The sequence below is a fragment of the Capnocytophaga sp. oral taxon 335 str. F0486 genome, assembly GCF_000277665.1.
GTDB classification, from domain to species: Bacteria; Bacteroidota; Bacteroidia; order Flavobacteriales; family Flavobacteriaceae; genus Capnocytophaga; species Capnocytophaga ochracea.
This window is the reverse complement of sequence record NZ_AKFR01000009.1, coordinates 1-18,898: the sequence shown is the minus strand read 5'-3', so window position 1 is coordinate 18,898 and position 18,898 is coordinate 1. Positions and strand designations below refer to the sequence as shown.

The window sequence follows — 18,898 nt, the reverse complement described above, 5'->3', positions numbered from 1 at the left end:
AACTTTGCCAAAGGTGCGAGCCACACGGGCAGGAAACTTTGGCAAAGTCTTACCTAATTACTTGTTAAATATCGCTCTATACAGGTCGCTACCATTAGCATATAGCAAAAGGGCTATTAAAATAGCAAACCCTACCATTTGGGCGTGTTCTAATACTTTTTCACTCGGTTTTCTACCCGTTACCATTTCGTAGAGGAGAAATACCACGTGTCCGCCGTCTAAGGCTGGGATAGGTAAAATATTCATAAAGGCTAAGGCAATAGATAGGAAGGCAGTGATATGCCAAAAAGCGAGCCAATTCCAAGACGATGGGAAGAGCTTCCCTATAGAACCAAAGCCTCCTACTTCACTGGCTCCCTTCTTGGTAAAGATAAATTTAAACTGGGCTACATAGTCGTGTAGCACATTGTAACCGTATGCAATTCCGTGACTGAGGGCTTCTCCTAAACTGTAAGTCTTATGGGTAAATTGTACCTCCCCTTCGGTTTGCATACCACTGATACCTATTTTTTTATTACTGTCGGGAAGAACGCTGAGAGTCATTGGCTTTCCGTTGCGCTCAATAGCAAAAGTGAGAGGAGTGTTCTCAGGAGCCATTGCAAGAGCAGGCGTTACATCGGAGAAATAGTAAATAGGTTCTCCATTGATACTTAACAGTTTATCGCCCTTTTGTAAACCTGATTTCTGGGCAGGCATTCCCACTATTACTGTATCGATAACAGGTTTTACTTTTACACTAAAAGGAGTCGTTTCTCCACGTAAATAGAGCATCTTCCCAATAGAATCGGGGAGAGATAGAGTACGCACAGTTCCGTCTTGTCCTTTTACGGTAAGCTCACTGGTATTGCGCAACAAGATATATTTACTTACATCGGCTACGCTTTCTAAGGGTTTGCCATTAATAGCGGTTACAATATCGCCGTTCTGGAACCCATAAGCACGCATTGTGCGGGTTACTGCAAAACCTTCCTTAATACCCTCGGGTTTGAGCTGATCTTGCCCCCAAGTGAAGAGTATCATCGCGTAGATAATGAAGCCTAAGAGCAGGTTTACCGTTACACCACCTACCATAATGATAAGGCGTTGCCACGCAGGTTTAGAACGGAACTCCCACGGTTGTGGAGGTTGCGCCATTTGCTCTTTGTCCATACTCTCATCAATCATACCGGCAATCTTCACGTAGCCACCCAACGGTAGCCACCCGATGCCGTATACTGTTTCGCCTATCTTCTTCTTAAAAAGGGCAAACTTCACATCGAAGAAAAGAAAAAACTTTTCTACTCTTGTTTTAAAGAGTTTAGCAGGTATAAAATGTCCTAACTCGTGTAGGACTACTAAAATTGAAAGACTCAGAATCAGCTGAGCCGCTTTTATTAAAAATACTTCCATTCTTTTTTAGGTAACAGGTAACAGGTAATGTGACGCAAATGTTATGCCACCATTCACTTTTCACTATTCACTTTCTTATTTGCTAATTGTCCACAGGCGGCATCGATGTCTTTACCACGTGAGTGACGAACGGTAACAGTGATGCCTGCCTCTTCAAGCATTGTTTGGTAAAGTTCAAGAGCTTTAGGGTCGGCTTGTTGAAAATCCCCATCGTCAATAGGGTTGTACTCAATGAGGTTTACCTTAGAAGGGGCAAACTTACAAAACTTTATCAGAGCTTCTACGTCCTTCTTCTGGTCGTTGATACCCTTCCACACCACATATTCGTAGGTGATGCGATTTTTGGTTTTTTGATACCAATACGCTAAGGCTTCGCGTAATTCTTCCAGTGGAAATTGCTCATTGAAAGGCATAATGCCCGTGCGCACACTGCCAATAGCCGAGTGCAAAGATACAGCTAATTTGAATTTTACCTCATCATCAGCCATTTTTTTTATCAATTTGGGGATACCCGAAGTGGATAGCGTAATCCGTTTAGGCGACATTCCTAAGCCCTCAGGCGAAGTAATCTTGTCGATTGCCTTCAATACATTATTATAGTTCATCAGCGGTTCGCCCATTCCCATAAATACTATGTTAGAGAGCGGACGACCAAAGAAAGCGAGACTCTGCTCATCGATTACCTTTACTTGGTCGAATATCTCATCGGGGAGGAGATTGCGCATACGTTTTAAGCGAGCTGTGGCACAAAACGAACAGTTGAGACTACACCCCACCTGACTGGATACACAAGCGGTGGTGCGAGTATCGGTAGGTATTAGCACCGACTCTACTAATAACCCGTCGTGCAAACGCACTGCGTTTTTAATCGTACCATCGTTACTGCGCTGCATCACATCTACTTTGATATGGTTGATGCTAAAATGTTCGCTGAGCATCTCGCGTGTAGCTTTGGGCAGGGAGGTCATCTCCTCGAAAGTATGCACGCCTTTCTGCCACAACCATTCGTATACTTGGTTGCCACGGAAAGGTTTATCGCTATTGCTCTCGAAGAAAGCGCGAAGTTCGTCTTTGGTCAGTGCGCGTATGTCGCGTTTTTGTTGCATATAATCTTGCTAAGAATGAGGCTTTACCTCAGAAATCTTACAAATCGATTTAAATTAAACAAAGAAGTATAGCTCTTCAACTTTGCCAAAGTTTGAAACTTTGGCAAAGTTTACGACCCTAATTATAATTTAAAATCCTTTACTACTTCTTCTAACGGCAAGCGCGATTTTGGGCGCAAGTGCAACTGATTGCTGTCCTCAGGGTCGCGGTAGCCTATCGCTACAGCGAAGAGCGTAGTGTATTGAGATTCATTCAGAAGCTTGTCGTATTCGGTATTAATGATGCCTTCCATAGGGGTACTATCGATGCCCATAGAAGCACACGCACTGAGAAAAAAGCCTAATGCGATGTACACTTGGTTGTTTATCCACGCATAAAGTCCTACATCACCTTTGGGTTTCTGCACTTTATGATAGAAGTTGAGTCCTGTTTCGGTAGCAGCTTTAGCGAGCTTTTTCTCAAATGAAGGCAAGGCACTATTCGCCATAAACACTACTAAATGGCTGGCTTGCTTCACGCGTTCTTCATTGATGAACGACGCTTTGGCGAATGCTTCCTTAGTAGCCTAATCGCTTATGAACACGAATTGCCAAGGCTGTGAATTGATAGACGAAGGAGCGAGGCGTAATATCTCTTTGAGTTTGGCGATATCCTCATCGCTCACACGTTTAGAGCTGTAATGTTTAGTAGTATAGCGGGTTTGTGCTAATTTTAAAAAATCCATAGTGTTTTGTTTTTTAAGTTTAACTTTTAATTTCAAGGTGCAAAGGTACGGCGTAATTAGCAATTTAACAAATAAGGAAAAAGGTAAAAGGTGTGGCAGGTGAAATATATTTAAAAATCAAGAGGTTATTCGAAAGTTATTCGAATCTAAGGCTACGGTAAGACGAAAAAAAGTCCGCTCTCGATGGCTTTCTCAGAGAGGTAAAGGCAACGAGAGCGGAGTTTAACGTAAGAGTAAGAAAAAAGTTAGATTTATTAAATTGATTCTTTTCTTACCATTATTTTGTTATAGGCATATAGTGATAGGGCAGCAAAGACCCCTATTCCACAAATAAGATACCACATTTTGTTGGGGTTATAAGTATTCCAAAGCAAATCGGTGATTTGAGACTGACTGAGACCTAACTTCTGACTTGCCAAATCGAAATATTCCTTTTTAGTGAGGTTTTCGGGCATTGCAATGGCTTTATTTGTGAGTTCAGTTTTTAGTAAAGTATATTTATCAGACCATTTTTCGTATAAATCACCAGAAATAAGTCCTGCAATATAATTACCTACCGCCACAGGCAAGAAATAAGTGCCTTGATAGAGGGCTTCCTTCCCCTTAGGGGTGATTTGAGCGATAAAAGCTGAAAGCGTAGGGCTAGCAGCCATTTCGCCTATGGAGAAAATCATAGTGCCTATAATGGTAAACCACACATTATTGAACATAAAAGTGAGCGTTACCCCTATGGTTCCGATAATCGTACCGCGAATCATTGCGCTTACGTGAGTCATTTTGGTTACGAAATAGGATACGACTACCTGAAAAAAGATAATCATAAACGAATCGATATTGATGAACCATTCGGCTTTTACTTGTCCTTTTTCGGTGAGAATAGTGCCTAAGAAAGGCAAATGATGGTTAATCCACGCACTTACTTTGGAGGAATCTACCCAATCTTCGATAAAATTAGGCAGGGTGTAGAACAGCTGGTTGAACATCGTCCAAAAGCCGACCATCAGTATGAGCAATATGGTAAGGCGACGGTCTTTGAGTGCCTCTATAATGTGCATTATGGATTCTTTGATTTCGGTGAGGATAGGTTTGCTGTCGCGTTGTGCCATTTTAGGTTCTTTGAAAAAGAATAAAACTACCAGCAGGTTGATAACCATTACCACCGCAGCTTGCAGGAAGATAATGCGCCAACCGAGGGTAGTGCGTAGGTAAGACGACATTGCAGGACCTAAGAAGCCTCCGACGTTCACCATCATATAGAAGATACCGAAGCCCATTGTACTGGTGCTTTCATCGGTATTGCGGGCAACGGTACCGTTGATAACGGGTTTGAAGAAGCCCCCTCCAACGGCGGCAAAGAGGAACATCATATACATCGACCAATAGGTGTTTACTTCACCCATTAGGTAATAGCCTATCGCCATTATAGTACAAGAAATGACTAAAGAGAGTTTGTAGCCTATACGGTCGGCTATCACGCCAAAGACGAGTGGCAAAAAGTACTGTATAGCGGTTACGTTGCCTATAATACTTCCTTTTTCGGTATGCGAAAGACCTAATCCGCCTTGGTCAGTTGAAGCTACTAAATACAAGGGGAGAAGGGTAAAGATACCGTAGAAGCCCCAACGTTCCATCAGTTGGAGGAAACTTGCCACCCAGAAGTTGGGTGAGAAAGTTTTGAGTGTTTGACCGAAGGATTTTTTATTTTCTGACATAGTTCATTTATTTTTGATATCTGTTTGAAAAGGCTCTGAGATTCTCAAAGTTTGAAACTTTGGTTAAGAGCAAGGGGCATCACGTTTTACCTTTTGATTCATAGTATATCCTGAATTAAAGTGCAAAAATAAAAGCATTTTTGCTTCTATAAAAATAAAAAAGAGGTTTTATACAAAGGGAGTTGGAGATGTTATAAATATAACAACGCTTATAATACCATTAATACTGAATAATGCCAATAATACCAGAAATAATCAACTTTGGCAAAGTTTGAGATGAAAAAGCGATGACAGCCAGAGAAAATTAGCAAATTAGAAAATAGGGGAAGGTTGAGGGATTCGGAAGATATCGAAGAGGTTCGGAAGAGAGTTGAGAGGAGTTTTGGTAAAAAAAGGCTGTAAGAAGGGTGGGGTTAGCTTATAGAGAGCTTATAGGAAGCTTATACGAATCTTGGACGATTGGTATAGAAAGAGTATATAAATAGTTGATTAATAGTATTATACAACGACGCGAAAAATGGTAAAAACGGGGTTTCGAGGCGAAAGAAAAAGAATCCTCACCCCGTCCCTCTCCCAAGGAGAGGGGGTGTAGTGACGAGGGACGAATGACGAATGACGGAGGTAATGTGAGGTTATAGCGTGACGGGGCAGTCGTAGCAGGGCTGGTAAATTAATTAGCAAATTTATGTGAGGCACACAGGCGTTTTATTAATAGTAGATTAGCAGATAAGAAGTGACAAAAATAATATAAATAGCGTATAATTCTTTCGTAGATAGCATATTTTTCTTACTTTTGCCCCAAAATCTTAAAAACAGATATAGAATGGAAGACACTCAACTCACTCCCGAACAATATGAACTTTTCAAGAATGTTGAAAATCGTCTCAAGCAGAAACGATTATTATATCTTCACTTTTTTGCCTTCGTGTTAGGGTGTATCTTTTTTGTAGTTGCCAATAAGGTATTAGACTACGGAGCGACCTATAATTGGTATTTGTGGGCGATACTCTTATGGCTTTTCATCTGGCTGTGGCACGCTATGAATGTATTTGTATTGCATCGCTTCTTAGGGAAAGAATGGGAAGAAAAGCAACGCGAACAACTGATAGCAGCCCAACAGAAGAAACTCATAAAGATGGAAGCCGCAGTAGAAAAAGAGTTTGCTACACAAAAGGAACAAGCAAAACGGGAATTGGCAGCTGAACAGGCTGAGAAAGATAACGAGCAAACTAATACGTCGCCTACAAACTTTTAACTGTTCACTTTTCACTATTCACTAAATATGATAACTCTTATAGCTGCTGTTGCCGAGAATAACGCTATTGGCAAAGGTGACCAACTGTTATGGCATTTGCCTGAAGATTTTAAGCATTTTAAACACCTCACGACGGGACACTGCATTATAATGGGGCGGAAGACTTTCGAGACTTTCCCCAAACCTTTGCCTAACCGTACACATATTGTTATTACGCGCCAGAAAGGGTATACAAAAGAGGGAGCTGTGGTGGTTTCTTCAGTTGAAGAGGCGATAGAAAAGGCTTTGGCAATAGACCCTAACCCTTACGTGATAGGCGGTGGAGAAATCTATGCGCAAGCCCTCCCCTTTGCCGATGTGATAGAACTCACACGGGTACATCACACTTTTGCCGAAGCTGATGTATTCTTTCCTGAGTTTAACCGTGAAGAATGGGAGTTAGTAGCCTCTGAGCGTTTTGAAAAAGACGAACGGCACGCTTATGGGTTTACTTTTGAAAGATACGTCGTAACACGGTCGTAGCACGACAGGCAGTCGTAGCACGGCGGGCAATCGTAGCACGACAGGCAATTTTGTAGTGATTATAATATACTAATACTGGTAGTGAAATAGAAAATATTACGCGTAGAAGCGAGTTATAAACAGAATAAAGATGAAAAAATGGATTGGCTCCTTTGCCTTATGGCTAATGGGGTGGAAGATAGAATTGCAAGGTGATTTGAAAACCTTAAACCGCTGTGTGTTAGTAGTAGCACCACACACTACTAATTGGGAGTTTGTTTTGGGAATCTTGGCTTATTGGAAGATGGAAAAACCGATTAAACTCATTATAAAAGATGCGCATACCAAAGCGTGGTATGGCTGGTTAGTGCGCAAGTTAGGAGGGATTGGCATCGACCGTTCACAACGGAATCACTTGATAGAATTTGTTACTGAACTCTTTAAGAAAGAAGACTTTAGCTTGGTAGTAACCCCTGAGGGAACGCGTTCTAAGGTGAACAAGTGGCGTATGGGGTTCTATCATATAGCTCTCTCTGCCCAAGTACCCATAGTTTTAGGCGCTGGTGATTTTAAGAAGAAAATGATATATATCGGGAAGACCATTAGCTTAGAGGACTTACAAACGCTCCCACAAGAGCAAATAATGGAGGAAATACAGAACTTTTATAAGGATATTACTCCTAAATACCCCGAGCAGTGGAACCCTAAAATTTATTGATGTGAAAGCAGTCGTTATAAGGAATTGAATAATATAAAAAGTCAGCTATAAAAGCTGACTTTTTATATTATTGTATCATTTCCCAAAGTTTGTCTTTCAGTTGCTGAATACCTTTGCCCGATACCGACGAGATAAACAAGAAAGGCGTATCACCTAATCCTGTTGCTACTTCTTGTCGAATGGCTTCGGTGAGCTCGTCGTCTAACATATCCGATTTTGAAATGGCTATGAGGCGGTCTTTGTCTAATAGTTCAGGGTTGTATTCTTTGAGTTCGTTTAACAAGATGTGGTATTCGGCTATGATATCCTTGCTGTCGGCGGGAATGAGGAATAGCAATACCGAGTTGCGCTCTATATGTCGCAAGAAGTAATGTCCCAAGCCTTTGCCTTCGGCAGCACCCTCTATAATCCCAGGTATATCGGCTACTACAAACGATTGGTAATCGCGGTTTTGCACAATACCCAAGTTGGGTTTGAGGGTTGTGAATGGATAGTCGCCTATTTTTGGCTTAGCAGAAGTAATTACCGATAGCAGTGTAGATTTACCCGCATTGGGGAAGCCTACAAAACCTACATCGGCTAACACTTTTAACTCTAAAAGTAACTCGCGTTCTTCACCAGGGAGACCTGGTTGGGCGTAGCGCGGGGTTTGGTTGGTAGCTGTGCGAAAATGCCAGTTGCCTAACCCACCTTTGCCACCGCGCAAAGCGATGACTTCTTGTCCGTCTTCAGTAATTTCAAAGAGTACTTCCTCGGTTTCAGCATCTTTAACAATGGTTCCTAAGGGAACTTCCAAAGTGATATCTTTACCGTCGGCACCAAAACTACGGTTGGCTCCTCCGGCTTCTCCGTGTTCGGCACGAAAGTGTTGTTGGAACTTGAAGTGTATGAGTGTCCAAAGGTGTTTATTGCCACGCAAGATAATATGCCCTCCACGACCGCCATCGCCTCCATCAGGACCTCCTTTGGGTACGAACTTCTCGCGGTGTAGGTGCATAGACCCTGCGCCTCCTTTGCCAGAGGCAGCGTATATCTTTACGTAATCGGTGAAATTGCCTTCGGTCATTGGGGATTATTCAGCTTTTATTTTGTCGATGGTCTCAGAAAGGCGGGTAGTAATTTCTTCGATAGTACCTATACCATTAATCGTGTGATATTTACCTTGCATTTGATAGAAAGTGATAAGAGGAGCTGTTTTTTCGTTATATTCAGTGAAACGGTTGCGTATTTTCTCTTCGTCTTGGTCATCAGTGCGACCGCTCACTTTACCGCGCTCTACCAATCGTTTGATGAGCACCTCGTCATCAGCTTCCAAAGCAAGAGTACCGTGAATGCGCATACCTTTACTTTCTAAGAAAGCATCAAGTGCCTCGGCTTGTGCAATAGTACGAGGGAAACCGTCGAAGATAAAGCCTTCGGCATTAGGGTTCTTTTCAACTTCCTCTTGTAGCATTTGTATAGTAACTTCATCGGGTACGAGGTCACCTTTATCCATATACGATTGAGCGAGTTTGCCGAGTTTGGTTTCGTTCTTGATATTATGACGGAAAATATCACCGGTAGAGATGTGCACTAAGTTGTATTTGTCTTTCAAGAATGCTGCTTGGGTGCCTTTGCCAGCCCCTGGTTTGCCGAAAAGTACTAAATTTGTCATCGTTAATGAAGTGTTTAATTGATATACTTGGGGTAAGTTACGCGCTATCTCGTCAAAATCCAATCCATAGCCCACAATAAAGCGGTTAGGGATAGGCTTGCCTACATAGTCTATTTTGAGGTCTTTTTTGTAGGCATCGGGTTTGAAGAATAGGGTAGCCACGCGGAAAGATTTTACCTTTTTGTCTTCGAAAATGCGGTAAATTTCTTCTAAGGTGTTACCTGTGTCAATAATGTCTTCCAAGATTACCACATCACGTCCTTCCACTGGGGTAGAAAGCCCTATGAGTTGGTGTATTTTCCCAGTAGACTGGGTGCCCTCATAAGACGCCATTTTTACGAATGATATTTCACATTCGCCTTTGTAGTGCCTTAGAAAGTCGGCAGCGAACATAAAAGAGCCGTTGAGTATGGCGATGAAAATAGGGCGTGATTCTTGCAAATCTTGATATACCTCGCTTGCCATTCGTTCGGTAATTTGGTTGAGTTCCTCGGCAGATACGTAAGGCTCAAATGTCTTATCGTGTAATTTTATCAGTTCCATTGTTTAGTCATTAGTGATTAGGGTTTAAATTCCAAATTCTTTTTTTATTTTTCTTTTTACTTCCTCAATTTAATTGATGTTCCTACTGCAATTATTAGCTTGTCTCCTAAAATAAATTGCAAAAGTAATCAATTTTAATGAATGAGCAAAATCTGTTTTTTCTAAATATTGTAAAGAGCAAAGCTATAACAAACGTCGCTTTCCTCATAATTTATACAAAAATAGATTGCCCTATATCTGTTAATATCAGCTCTTTGCCTTTTGCCTTAAAACTCCTCTTTGCTAAATCCTTATCATCTAACTTAATGAGGTTAAAAGTGTCGTAATGATACCCCAACACCTTGTTGCATTTCACAAAGTCCGAAGCCATAATAGCGTCTTCCACGTCCATTGTAAAGTTACCTCCAATGGCCAATATAGCTAAGTCCAACTTATAACGCACCGGTATGAGTTGCATATCAAAATACAAAGCCGTAGCCCCCGATACGTATACCGTCTTTTCTAAAGTTTTAATTACAAACCCACAAGCGCACCCGCCAGCAGTGCCATTTTCAAAGGTAGAAGAATGCAACGCTGGTACCATCTTCACCGATCCAAATGGGAAACTGTACAGTCCTCCCAAGTCCATAGGGTGCGAATTTTCAATTCCCAAATTAAAAAAGTAATTAGAGATTTCAAAATTCGAAATGATTTGCGCTTTCGTGCGCTTAGCTATCTGCTCCACGTCCGATATATGGTCTTGTTGCGCCGAGGTTATCAAGATGTAGTCAGCAGGAATCGTATTGATATCTATATGGCTTGCCAAAGGATTATTAGCAATAAAGGGGTCTACAAGCAAATGTGTATCGCCTATTTTGATGCTCACACACGAGTGTCCGTAATAAGTTACCTCCATAGTTATTATGTTTTTTAGTGTATTTATTTAATATATATAACGTCCGTTACTATCTCCTTCTTTCGTTTAACTCTCCTTAAAATATATGTATCAAAATCCCCACAAAAAAGAGTACCGAAAGCAAAAAAGTACTCAGGGCTACTATCTTTAATTCTTTATCAAGCTGTTTGAGTTCCGTATTTCGTTTTACGGTGAGTAAATGTCCTATTAAAGGCAGAAAAGCAACTAAGTACAGAAGCTCCCAGCGCATTTGCAAACGCATCACCGAAAAGCCCAACATTGCCACCATCGCCAATATAACTAAATAATAATGATAATATTTAGCCATCGGAATTCCCATTTTCACTACCAATGTATGCTTGCCCGAACGCTTATCGTTCTCATAATCGCGCATATTGTTTAAGTTCAGCACTGCTACACTCAGCAAGCCAATAGCAATAGCGGGCAACCATATAACCTTATTCAAGCTCTCTGTGTATAAGAAATAACTGCCTACCACGCTCACTAACCCAAAGAATACAAACACAAATAGGTCGCCCCAGCCCCGATATCCATAAGCCGATTGCCCCACAGTGTACTTGATAGCCGCTACCACACACAGCACTCCTAAAACAAAAAACACCGAGATATATAACAAATTTTCTCTTCCAAAAGCCGTATAAATAAGCACCGTAGCCGAAAGTAACGACAGTAAAGCAGTGATAAGTACAACCCTCTTCATCTGCCTACGCGTAACTCTCCCACTCTGCAAAGCTCTTGTAGGACCTATGCGGTGCTCATTGTCCGTGCCTTTTACCCCATCGCCATAATCATTGGCAAAGTTCGAAAGTACCTGAAACAAAATAGTGGTAAGCAGTGCCCAACCAAAAATCTCCCACCTAAAAGCATAAGGGTCTTCGCGAAATGCCAAAGCACTCCCCGTGATAATCCCCGCAACCGATAAGGGTAAGGTGCGCAACCTCGCAGCTTTCAAAAGAGTTATAATATCCATAGAGCCTGCAAAATTACAAATACTAATGACAAATACAATAATATATTCTAATAATTCTTTTTGCTTTATACTTTTCTCTAAAAACGTTTTCAATACCCCTGCTCCAACTTTCAAAGCTCATAGAGATTACTAAAAAAGATATTTATTTCGTTATGAAGATGATTTTTGGAATGTTTTTCTATAAAAATAGTATTTGTGTAGAAATGTATAGATATAGCTATCGTCCAAGATTCGTCCAAGGTTCGTATAAGGTTCGTATAAGATACCTATAACAAGAACTTTTTTCTGTTTTTGTTTCTCTATATTATAGCCTATCCGAATTTATGCGCTACACTTTGGCAAAGTTTTAAATTTTGCCAAAGTTGATAGTACTGATAACCAACTACTTTTTCGGTATTCGTAGGGGTAAATCTTGTGATAGTAGCGTATGTGAGGCTATTTGTCCCTCCAAAAAACAAGCCTTTTTATTCGCAATCTATTTTTGTTTGACTATAAAAAAACTTGTATTAGCTTAATTCTATATCTTGATTTACCTTTTACCTTTTTAGCTCTTACTGCGTAAAATATATCAATTTCCTTCTATAAATGCTCAACAACTTCGATTTGGAGATAAACCCTACGTACTTACCGTCCTTCACTACGGGCAAGTTCCACGCACCAGTATGCTGAAACTTATCCATTACGGTGCTCATCTTGTCCTTGCCCATTTCTATAACAGCAGGTGGTTTTTGCATTAGTTCTACGGCAGGAATCTTGTCGTAATAGTCCGTTTCAAAAATCAAGTGCCGTATGTCGTCAAGCAGTATCACACCTTGTAAAGTTTCAGTCTCTCGGTCAAGCACAGGGTAGATATTGCGGTTCGATTCGCGCACAGCATTGTACACCACCTCCCGAAGTTTCATATCGGTATATACGGGGGTGAAATTGTGTTCCACCACTTGGTCAAAATCCATTAGGGTGAGTATCGATTGGTCTTTGTTCTGCGAGATGAGTTCTCCTTTTCTGCCTAATTCCATCGTATAAACAGAATATTTGTTAAAGTATTTGGCTACCAAAAACGATACCGCAGCAGTGAGCATCGCCGGTACTAACAGCGAATAGCCTCCCGTTACCTCGGCAATGAGAAAAACAGCCGTAAGGGGAGCGTGCAATACCCCCGTCATCAGGGCAGTCATTCCCACCAAAGTAAAGTTGGGCAACTCTGCTTTATAGCCCAAAATAGGAAACTCGTTGATGATGCGCGCCAAGCAGTTGCCCATCACTCCCCCCATAAACAGCATAGGCGAGAAGATACCTCCTACCCCTCCCGCACCAAAGGTGAGCGAGGTGGCAATAACCTTTGCAAAGGTGAGGGCAGCCAAAAGTAGGATAATCACCCACGCATTCGATAAGTCCCAACCAAAAATATTGCTACTCAGTGATAGTTCAGGGTGACCTTCTTTTAGGTGATTGATAATCTCGTGTCCTTCACCGTAAAGCGGTGGCATTATGTAGATAAGCAACCCCAAAAGACCTCCGCCTACTACTATTTTTAGCCAAGGCGAAGTGAGTTTCTTAAAAACAGCATTCATTTTCTCGTATACATAGGTAAAGTAAGCCGACATCAATCCGCCTACTACTCCCAAGAGAATATAAAACGGAATGCCTTGCAATGAAAAAGCTCGCGTGATGGTTATGGGTATCAATACTTCACTGCCAAAGAAGAAATAAGAAGTGAATACCCCACAAAGGGAAGCGATAAACAGCGGTATGAGTGACGAGAGCGTCAAATCCAATCCAAAAACCTCAATAGCAAACAGTATCGCCGCAATAGGCACTTTAAAAATAGCTGCTAAAGCTGCCGCACAAGCACACGCCAAAAGCAACATCCGGTTAGATTGATTAATGTGAAAAAACCTGCAAATATTGGAACTAATACCTGCCCCCGTTACCACCATCGGACCTTCTAACCCCACCGAACCTCCAAAACCAACGGTAATAGGTGCTGTGAGGATACTGCCATACGCCTGAAAACGCTTCATTATCCCTTTTTGGTGAGCTACCGCATAAAGAATCGAAGGAATTCCGTGGTTCACATCGTGCCGTATCACGTATTTTTTTACCAAATACACAATGGCAAAGCCTAACATTGGGAGGATAAAGTAAAAACTATAAGTAATAGTTTGGGCGAGCTTGTCGTCCAACAGCCACTGAATAAGATGTGTAAACGAGCGCATTGCCAAGGCAGCCAATCCCGTAGCAATGCCTATTATTCCACTGAGAATAAGGATAAAACGCCTATCCGAAATATGCTTTACACGCCATATCAAAAGGCGTTTGAGAAGATGTTGCTGGTGATGGGTCGTCATTATACTTTTCTTAAAAACGGTGCAAAAATACAAAACAAATCTCAATACACCAATTATTCTTCACCTTACCTTCTCCATAGGTTCAATCATTCTGCGTTTATTCTTCATCTGCCCATACGGTTCGCACCGTCTTTTGTCCCTCTTTCCTCCACTGATTCTTAATCTATTAGTCAGCGTAGACCCACTGTAGACCCACTGTAGACCCACTGTAGAGCCACTGTAGAGCCACTGTAGAGCCACTGTAGAGCCACTGTAGAGCCTCTCATCGTTCGCCTTATCTTCGCCTTTCTATCGCTACATACTTTGCCAAAGTTGAAAATCACTCAAAAAAGCCTACCTTATCTTCACCATTAATCATTAACCATTAACCACTAATCATTAATTCTCTTTTTTTGCTATTTCAAAAAAACTTTGTACTTTTGCACTTTACTAAAACAGAATAATTATGTCTTGGTTTAAAAGAACAGCAAAAGGAATACAAACCTCTACTGAGGAAAAGAAAGATATCCCCAAAGGATTATGGTTTAAATCTCCCAGTGGCAACATCGTAGAACAGGACGAGTTAGCTGCCAACTTCTATGTAAGTCCCGACGATGGGTATCACGTGCGCATAGGCAGTAAAGAGTACTTCCAGATATTGTTTGATAACAATGAATTTCAGGAACTCAATACCAATATGAGCTCTAAAGACCCCTTAGACTTTGTCGATACAAAATCTTATACCCAACGTTTGGAAGAAGCTACTCAAAAAACAAACTTAAAAGATGCCGTACGCACTGCCGTAGGAAATTCCAAAGGTAAGTCTATTGTAATAGGCTGTATGGATTTCGCTTTCATCGGTGGTTCTATGGGAAGTGTGGTAGGTGAGAAGATTTGTCGTGCGATTGAGTATGCTATCAAACACCGATTGCCTTTCTTGATGATTTCTAAATCAGGGGGCGCACGTATGATGGAAGCCGCTCTTTCACTAATGCAAATGGCTAAAACGTCTATTAAACTCGCTCAGTTAGACGAAGCCAAACTACCTTACATCTCGCTTTGTACCGACCCTACAACGGGAGGTATTACTGCATCGTTTGCGATGCTGGGCGACATCAATATAGCCGAACCAGGGGCTCTTATTGGTTTTGCAGGACCTCGCGTAGTGAAAGACACAACAGGGCAAGACCTCCCCGAAGATTTCCAAACAGCAGAGTTCTTACTCGAACACGGCTTCTTGGATTTTATCGTAAACCGCAAAGAGCTCAAAGACAAAGTGAATTTGTACATCGATTTGGTGATGAACCGCGCCGTGAGAGCTTAAAATATAGGCAACTCGCACCTTTGGCAAAGTTGAATCCCTAAAACCTAACAATGTGAACACACTTATATTAAATAAAAATATCGACTTTGAGCAGTATCAACAAATAGTTGATTACTTTGCTACCATAGGAATTGAGGTAACCAATCCTTACGAATATCCTTCTCTAATAACAAATGAGGATAAACAAGCTATTGCCTTAGCGCGTGAAGACGTCGAAAAAGGCAATTGGATAGACGGAAAAGAATTATTCGATAACATCAGAAAAAGATATGCGAGTAAGGTGGTCGGGTAAAGCCAAGACAGAGCTAGAAAACACTTTAGATTTCTGGAGTGAGAACAATAAATCTGACTCTTATTCTGAAAAGATAGCAATTGAAACTGAAAAAGTTCAGAAAGAAATAGAAGAAGACCCTTATTTTTTAGCTAAATACATAGAGGAAGATAATGTTTATCAGCGAATTTTCTTTAAAGGAAGATTTTTACTCTACTATGAAATTAAGGGAGATAGTGTAATAATTCTCAGATTCAGAAGTACTAAACAAAAACCCTTGTTTTAGTTCTTAGTATTGTAATAAAAACTAAAATAATATGTGTCAGTAGTTTCCTGCTATTGCCTATACCCTAACGCCTATGGACTAAGTCCTATTGCCTAAATATGATTTCTTTCAAAGCACCAAGTAATATAGCCTTAGTAAAGTATTGGGGCAAGAAGGGAGAACAGCTCCCTGCGAACCCTTCTATCAGCTTTACACTCACACATTGTTATACCGAAACTTCTATTGAATATGAACGTAGGAGTGAGTCTTCTATTGCCTCAGGCGAACCCTTTTCATTCGATTTTAGCTTTGAAGGACAACCCAAACCTTCTTTTCACCCTAAAATCCATACTTTCTTCGAGCGGATTGTAGCTTACTTGCCTTTCTTAAAGGACTATCATTTTAGCATTGCCTCACATAATTCTTTCCCTCATAGCAGTGGTATTGCGTCTTCTGCAAGCGCAATGGCTGCCCTCTCGGTATGCTTAATGCAGATTTCTAAAGAGTTAGGAGAAACTTATGCAGAAGAAGCTTTTTGGCAAAAAGCCTCTTTCTTGGCGCGCTTGGGTTCGGGTAGTGCCTGCCGAAGTGTGCGAGGCAGTATAGTAGTATGGGGCGAACACCCTGCCATTATAGGAAGTTCCGATGAATATAGTATACCCTATCCCCTACCCGTTCACGAAGTTTTTCAAAATTATCAAGATACTATTTTGCTCATCGATAGAGGTCAGAAGCAAGTCAGCAGTACCGTAGGTCATAACCTAATGCACGGTCACCCTTTTGCTGAGGCGCGTTTTGCACAAGCCAATGAGAATATCAATAAACTTGTCAGAAGTTTTGCTTCCGGTGATGTAGAGCGTTTCATAGAAGTAGTGGAAAGTGAAGCTCTCACTCTGCACGCAATGATGCAAACCAGTATTCCATACTTTATTCTGATGCGCCCCAATACGTTAGAAGTGATTCAGCGCATATGGCAATACCGTAAAGAAACGAATATCCCACTTTGTTTTACGCTCGATGCAGGGGCTAATGTACATCTGTTATACCCTAAAACTTCTACTACGGAAGTAAAATGGTTTATAGAAGAGGAATTAGCTCAATTTTGTGAAGGACGACAATATATTCACGACGAAGTAGCTACTATTTAGTCCAATTTCTTCTCCGTTGGTTTTAGTATCTTCCACAGCTGTAATCTGTGCGAGACCTTTAGGTAGCTTGTTGCTTATTTGTTTGATTTGTAAAGATTTGTAAGATTTCTGTAGCGTAAGCTACACTTTTCTTACATCAAACTCACATTAAATAACAAACGCCTTTTTTTGATAATTCACATATTTGCTAATTGGCAAATTATTCCTACCTTTGCACAAATTTCTTAAACGAATGAACAAAACTGTTCTCATCACTGGTGCTACATCGGGCATAGGTAAAGAAACCGCCTTGCTACTTTCCTCCAAAGGCTTTTTGGTCTACGGAACAGCGCGCAATGTAGAAGGTAAAAACTTGCCTTTTCGTCTCTTGCCAATGGACGTGCGAAACGAAGCCTCTATCAAAGAAGCGGTACAGCAAATCCTCACCGAAGTAGGTCGCATCGATATACTCATCAATAATGCAGGTGTAGGTGTTACGGGTGCCGTAGAAGAACTCCCCGCTGAGCAGTTGCACAACGTTTTCGCTACCAATCTCTATGGTGCTATAACTGTGATACAGCAAGTTCTCCCAGCAATGCGCTCTCAGGGAAGCGGACGTATCATCAACATTGCCTCTATTGCAGGCTATATGGGCTTGCCTTTTCGTGGAGCTTATTCAGCCAGCAAAGGCGCTCTCCTCCTGATGAGTGAAGCTCTACGTATGGAAGTTAAGTCTTTTGGTATAGAAGTCTGTACCATTTCCCCAGGCGATTATGCTACCTATATTGCCTCTCGCCGTTATCACACCCCTGTAAACGAAAACTCTCCGTATGCCGAAGTCTATGAAAAACAACTTGATATAATGAACAAGCACGTCGATAGTGGTGGCGACCCCAAAGAAATGGCAGATAAAATACTGAAAGTCATCAATACCAAACACCCAAAAGTACATTACAAACAAGGTAGTTTCTTGCAGAAGTTCTCCATTGTCCTCAAACGACTCTTACCGAGCAAATCCTACGAGAAAATGCTGATGAAACACTATCAATTATAAATTAATAACATTATGAAATTTTTTATCGATACAGCGAATTTATCGCAAATTCAAGAAGCCCAAGATTTGGGTGTGTTAGACGGCGTAACCACTAATCCGTCGTTAATGGCAAAAGAAGGCATCACCGGCAAAGCCGCGATACTAAAACATTATACTGATATCTGCACTATCGTAGAAGGCGATGTTTCTGCCGAAGTAATCGCCACCGACTATGAGGGCATTGTGCGCGAAGGCGAAGAACTTGCCGCCCTTCACCCTCAAATCGTGGTAAAAGTACCGATGATAAAAGACGGTATCAAAGCGATTAAATATTTCACCGATAAGGGTATCCGTACCAACTGTACGCTGGTATTCTCAGCAGGTCAGGCGCTTTTGGCAGCCAAAGCAGGGGCTACTTACGTGTCGCCTTTCATCGGTAGACTCGACGATATCTCAACCGACGGTCTTTCGCTCATTGAGGACATACGTCTCATTTACGACAACTACAATTTCGAGACCCAAATCCTTGCTGCTTCTGTGCGTCACACAATGCACATCCTCGAATGTGCCAAAATAGGTGCCGATGTCATTACTGCACCGCTCAACGCCATCTTAGGACTTCTCAAACACCCTCTTACCGACAGTGGCTTAGCTCAATTCTTAGCCGACGCCAAAAAATTAGGATAATTAACACAAATGAAAAAATTAACACAAATGAAAAAATTAACACAAATGAAAAAATTAACACAAATGAAAAAATTATTTTTAACCTCATCATTCAGTTCAGTAGCAAAATTATTTGAAGATTTTGCAGGTGAACCCGTAAAAGGAAAGAAACTAGCATTTATTCCAACAGCAAGTTTGGTAGAAAAAGTGCGTTTTTATGTCGATGACGATAGAAAAGCCTTTGAAAAATTAGGTCTTATCATAGAAGAATTAGAAGTTTCTACCGCTACTACCGAAGAGGTAGCCCAAGCATTAGAGCGGAATGATTATATTTTTATTTCTGGAGGGAATACATTCTACCTAATGCAGGAACTAAAAAAGAAAGGAGCTGACAAA

At 41.2% G+C, this 18,898-nt stretch carries 18 protein-coding genes and 1 pseudogene; 10 read left to right on the top strand and 9 right to left on the bottom strand.

Annotation, left to right across the window (positions count from 1 at the left end):
- Positions 1-57: 57 nt before the first annotated feature.
- The 4 genes and pseudogenes from rseP to HMPREF1320_RS01130 all read right to left on the bottom strand — a co-directional run bounded on the left by rseP (position 58) and on the right by HMPREF1320_RS01130 (position 4,932).
- Positions 58-1,389: an RIP metalloprotease RseP gene (gene rseP, locus HMPREF1320_RS01145; RefSeq protein ID WP_009417166.1), complete on the bottom strand. Its 1,332-nt coding sequence runs from the start codon at positions 1,387-1,389 to the stop codon at positions 58-60.
- A gap of 53 nt (positions 1,390-1,442) precedes the next feature.
- Positions 1,443-2,495, bottom strand: a complete 1,053-nt coding sequence (rlmN, locus tag HMPREF1320_RS01140; protein ID WP_009417171.1) for a 23S rRNA (adenine(2503)-C(2))-methyltransferase RlmN — start codon at positions 2,493-2,495, stop codon at positions 1,443-1,445.
- Positions 2,496-2,617: 122 nt separating this feature from the next.
- Positions 2,618-3,220 (bottom strand): annotated as a pseudogene (locus tag HMPREF1320_RS01135) (nitroreductase family protein).
- A gap of 254 nt (positions 3,221-3,474) precedes the next feature.
- Positions 3,475-4,932, bottom strand: coding sequence for an MFS transporter (locus HMPREF1320_RS01130; protein ID WP_002673787.1), 1,458 nt, complete (start codon positions 4,930-4,932; stop codon positions 3,475-3,477).
- 823 nt (positions 4,933-5,755) lie between these two features.
- On the opposite strand from HMPREF1320_RS01130, the gene HMPREF1320_RS01125 reads away from it, so the two are divergent.
- The 3 genes from HMPREF1320_RS01125 (at position 5,756) to HMPREF1320_RS01115 (ending at position 7,406) form a co-directional block, all read left to right on the top strand.
- Entirely contained in the window at positions 5,756-6,187 is a 432-nt protein-coding gene (locus HMPREF1320_RS01125; protein ID WP_009417183.1) for a 2TM domain-containing protein, read from the top strand.
- Positions 6,188-6,214: 27 nt separating this feature from the next.
- Complete coding sequence (locus HMPREF1320_RS01120) at positions 6,215-6,709, top strand: dihydrofolate reductase (RefSeq protein WP_009417176.1); 495 nt, start codon at positions 6,215-6,217, stop codon at positions 6,707-6,709.
- A gap of 130 nt (positions 6,710-6,839) precedes the next feature.
- Positions 6,840-7,406 carry a 1-acyl-sn-glycerol-3-phosphate acyltransferase gene (locus tag HMPREF1320_RS01115; protein ID WP_009417177.1) on the top strand — a complete coding sequence of 189 codons (567 nt, stop codon included), beginning with the start codon at positions 6,840-6,842 and terminating at the stop codon, positions 7,404-7,406.
- 67 nt (positions 7,407-7,473) lie between these two features.
- Here HMPREF1320_RS01115 and obgE read toward each other — a convergent pair whose 3' ends face one another.
- The 5 genes from obgE to HMPREF1320_RS01090 all read right to left on the bottom strand — a co-directional run bounded on the left by obgE (position 7,474) and on the right by HMPREF1320_RS01090 (position 13,837).
- A complete protein-coding gene (gene obgE, locus HMPREF1320_RS01110; RefSeq protein WP_009417181.1) occupies positions 7,474-8,472 on the bottom strand; it encodes a GTPase ObgE in 999 nt (332 codons plus the stop codon).
- Between the two features lie 6 nt (positions 8,473-8,478).
- A complete protein-coding gene (locus HMPREF1320_RS10880) occupies positions 8,479-9,603 on the bottom strand; it encodes an adenylate kinase (protein WP_009417172.1) in 1,125 nt (374 codons plus the stop codon).
- A 211-nt stretch (positions 9,604-9,814) separates the two neighbouring features.
- Positions 9,815-10,498, bottom strand: a complete 684-nt coding sequence (locus HMPREF1320_RS01100) for a metal-dependent hydrolase (RefSeq protein WP_009417164.1) — start codon at positions 10,496-10,498, stop codon at positions 9,815-9,817.
- 76 nt (positions 10,499-10,574) lie between these two features.
- Complete coding sequence (menA, locus tag HMPREF1320_RS01095; protein ID WP_009417167.1) at positions 10,575-11,603, bottom strand: 1,4-dihydroxy-2-naphthoate octaprenyltransferase; 1,029 nt, start codon at positions 11,601-11,603, stop codon at positions 10,575-10,577.
- A gap of 437 nt (positions 11,604-12,040) precedes the next feature.
- The gene (locus tag HMPREF1320_RS01090; RefSeq protein ID WP_009417186.1) at positions 12,041-13,837 is read right to left on the bottom strand and encodes a chloride channel protein; all 1,797 of its coding nucleotides are present in this window, start codon (positions 13,835-13,837) and stop codon (positions 12,041-12,043) included.
- 445 nt (positions 13,838-14,282) lie between these two features.
- Between HMPREF1320_RS01090 and accD the strand changes: the two genes are divergently transcribed.
- The 7 genes from accD to HMPREF1320_RS01055 form a co-directional block, all read left to right on the top strand.
- The gene (gene accD, locus HMPREF1320_RS01085) at positions 14,283-15,140 is read left to right on the top strand and encodes an acetyl-CoA carboxylase, carboxyltransferase subunit beta (protein WP_009417168.1); all 858 of its coding nucleotides are present in this window, start codon (positions 14,283-14,285) and stop codon (positions 15,138-15,140) included.
- A 52-nt stretch (positions 15,141-15,192) separates the two neighbouring features.
- A complete protein-coding gene (locus tag HMPREF1320_RS01080; RefSeq protein ID WP_009417173.1) occupies positions 15,193-15,432 on the top strand; it encodes a hypothetical protein in 240 nt (79 codons plus the stop codon).
- Positions 15,410-15,697, top strand: coding sequence for a type II toxin-antitoxin system RelE/ParE family toxin (locus HMPREF1320_RS01075; RefSeq protein ID WP_009417180.1), 288 nt, complete (start codon positions 15,410-15,412; stop codon positions 15,695-15,697). Before HMPREF1320_RS01080 ends, HMPREF1320_RS01075 begins: the two co-directional genes overlap by 23 nt.
- Positions 15,698-15,795: 98 nt before the next feature.
- Entirely contained in the window at positions 15,796-16,824 is a 1,029-nt protein-coding gene (locus HMPREF1320_RS01070) for a diphosphomevalonate/mevalonate 3,5-bisphosphate decarboxylase family protein (protein WP_009417175.1), read from the top strand.
- 232 nt (positions 16,825-17,056) lie between these two features.
- The gene (locus tag HMPREF1320_RS01065; RefSeq protein WP_009417179.1) at positions 17,057-17,857 is read left to right on the top strand and encodes an SDR family oxidoreductase; all 801 of its coding nucleotides are present in this window, start codon (positions 17,057-17,059) and stop codon (positions 17,855-17,857) included.
- A gap of 12 nt (positions 17,858-17,869) precedes the next feature.
- Entirely contained in the window at positions 17,870-18,523 is a 654-nt protein-coding gene (fsa, locus tag HMPREF1320_RS01060; RefSeq protein ID WP_009417185.1) for a fructose-6-phosphate aldolase, read from the top strand.
- Positions 18,524-18,586: 63 nt separating this feature from the next.
- The coding region (locus HMPREF1320_RS01055; RefSeq protein ID WP_034553775.1) for a Type 1 glutamine amidotransferase-like domain-containing protein at positions 18,587-18,898 on the top strand (312 nt) is incomplete at its 3' end.

Excerpts from the sequence above, each read along its gene's own strand:
- rseP (WP_009417166.1), bottom strand. The coding sequence starts at position 1,389 with ATGGAAGTATTTTTAATAAAAGCGGCTCAGCTGATTCTGAGTCTTTCA.
- rlmN (WP_009417171.1), bottom strand. The coding sequence starts at position 2,495 with ATGCAACAAAAACGCGACATACGCGCACTGACCAAAGACGAACTTCGC.
- HMPREF1320_RS01130 (WP_002673787.1), bottom strand. The coding sequence starts at position 4,932 with ATGTCAGAAAATAAAAAATCCTTCGGTCAAACACTCAAAACTTTCTCA.
- HMPREF1320_RS01125 (WP_009417183.1), top strand. The coding sequence starts at position 5,756 with ATGGAAGACACTCAACTCACTCCCGAACAATATGAACTTTTCAAGAAT.
- HMPREF1320_RS01120 (WP_009417176.1), top strand. The coding sequence starts at position 6,215 with ATGATAACTCTTATAGCTGCTGTTGCCGAGAATAACGCTATTGGCAAA.
- HMPREF1320_RS01115 (WP_009417177.1), top strand. The coding sequence starts at position 6,840 with ATGAAAAAATGGATTGGCTCCTTTGCCTTATGGCTAATGGGGTGGAAG.
- obgE (WP_009417181.1), bottom strand. The coding sequence starts at position 8,472 with ATGACCGAAGGCAATTTCACCGATTACGTAAAGATATACGCTGCCTCT.
- HMPREF1320_RS10880 (WP_009417172.1), bottom strand. The coding sequence starts at position 9,603 with ATGGAACTGATAAAATTACACGATAAGACATTTGAGCCTTACGTATCT.
- HMPREF1320_RS01100 (WP_009417164.1), bottom strand. The coding sequence starts at position 10,498 with ATGGAGGTAACTTATTACGGACACTCGTGTGTGAGCATCAAAATAGGC.
- HMPREF1320_RS01090 (WP_009417186.1), bottom strand. The coding sequence starts at position 13,837 with ATGACGACCCATCACCAGCAACATCTTCTCAAACGCCTTTTGATATGG.
- accD (WP_009417168.1), top strand. The coding sequence starts at position 14,283 with ATGTCTTGGTTTAAAAGAACAGCAAAAGGAATACAAACCTCTACTGAG.
- HMPREF1320_RS01075 (WP_009417180.1), top strand. The coding sequence starts at position 15,410 with ATGCGAGTAAGGTGGTCGGGTAAAGCCAAGACAGAGCTAGAAAACACT.
- HMPREF1320_RS01070 (WP_009417175.1), top strand. The coding sequence starts at position 15,796 with ATGATTTCTTTCAAAGCACCAAGTAATATAGCCTTAGTAAAGTATTGG.
- HMPREF1320_RS01065 (WP_009417179.1), top strand. The coding sequence starts at position 17,057 with ATGAACAAAACTGTTCTCATCACTGGTGCTACATCGGGCATAGGTAAA.
- fsa (WP_009417185.1), top strand. The coding sequence starts at position 17,870 with ATGAAATTTTTTATCGATACAGCGAATTTATCGCAAATTCAAGAAGCC.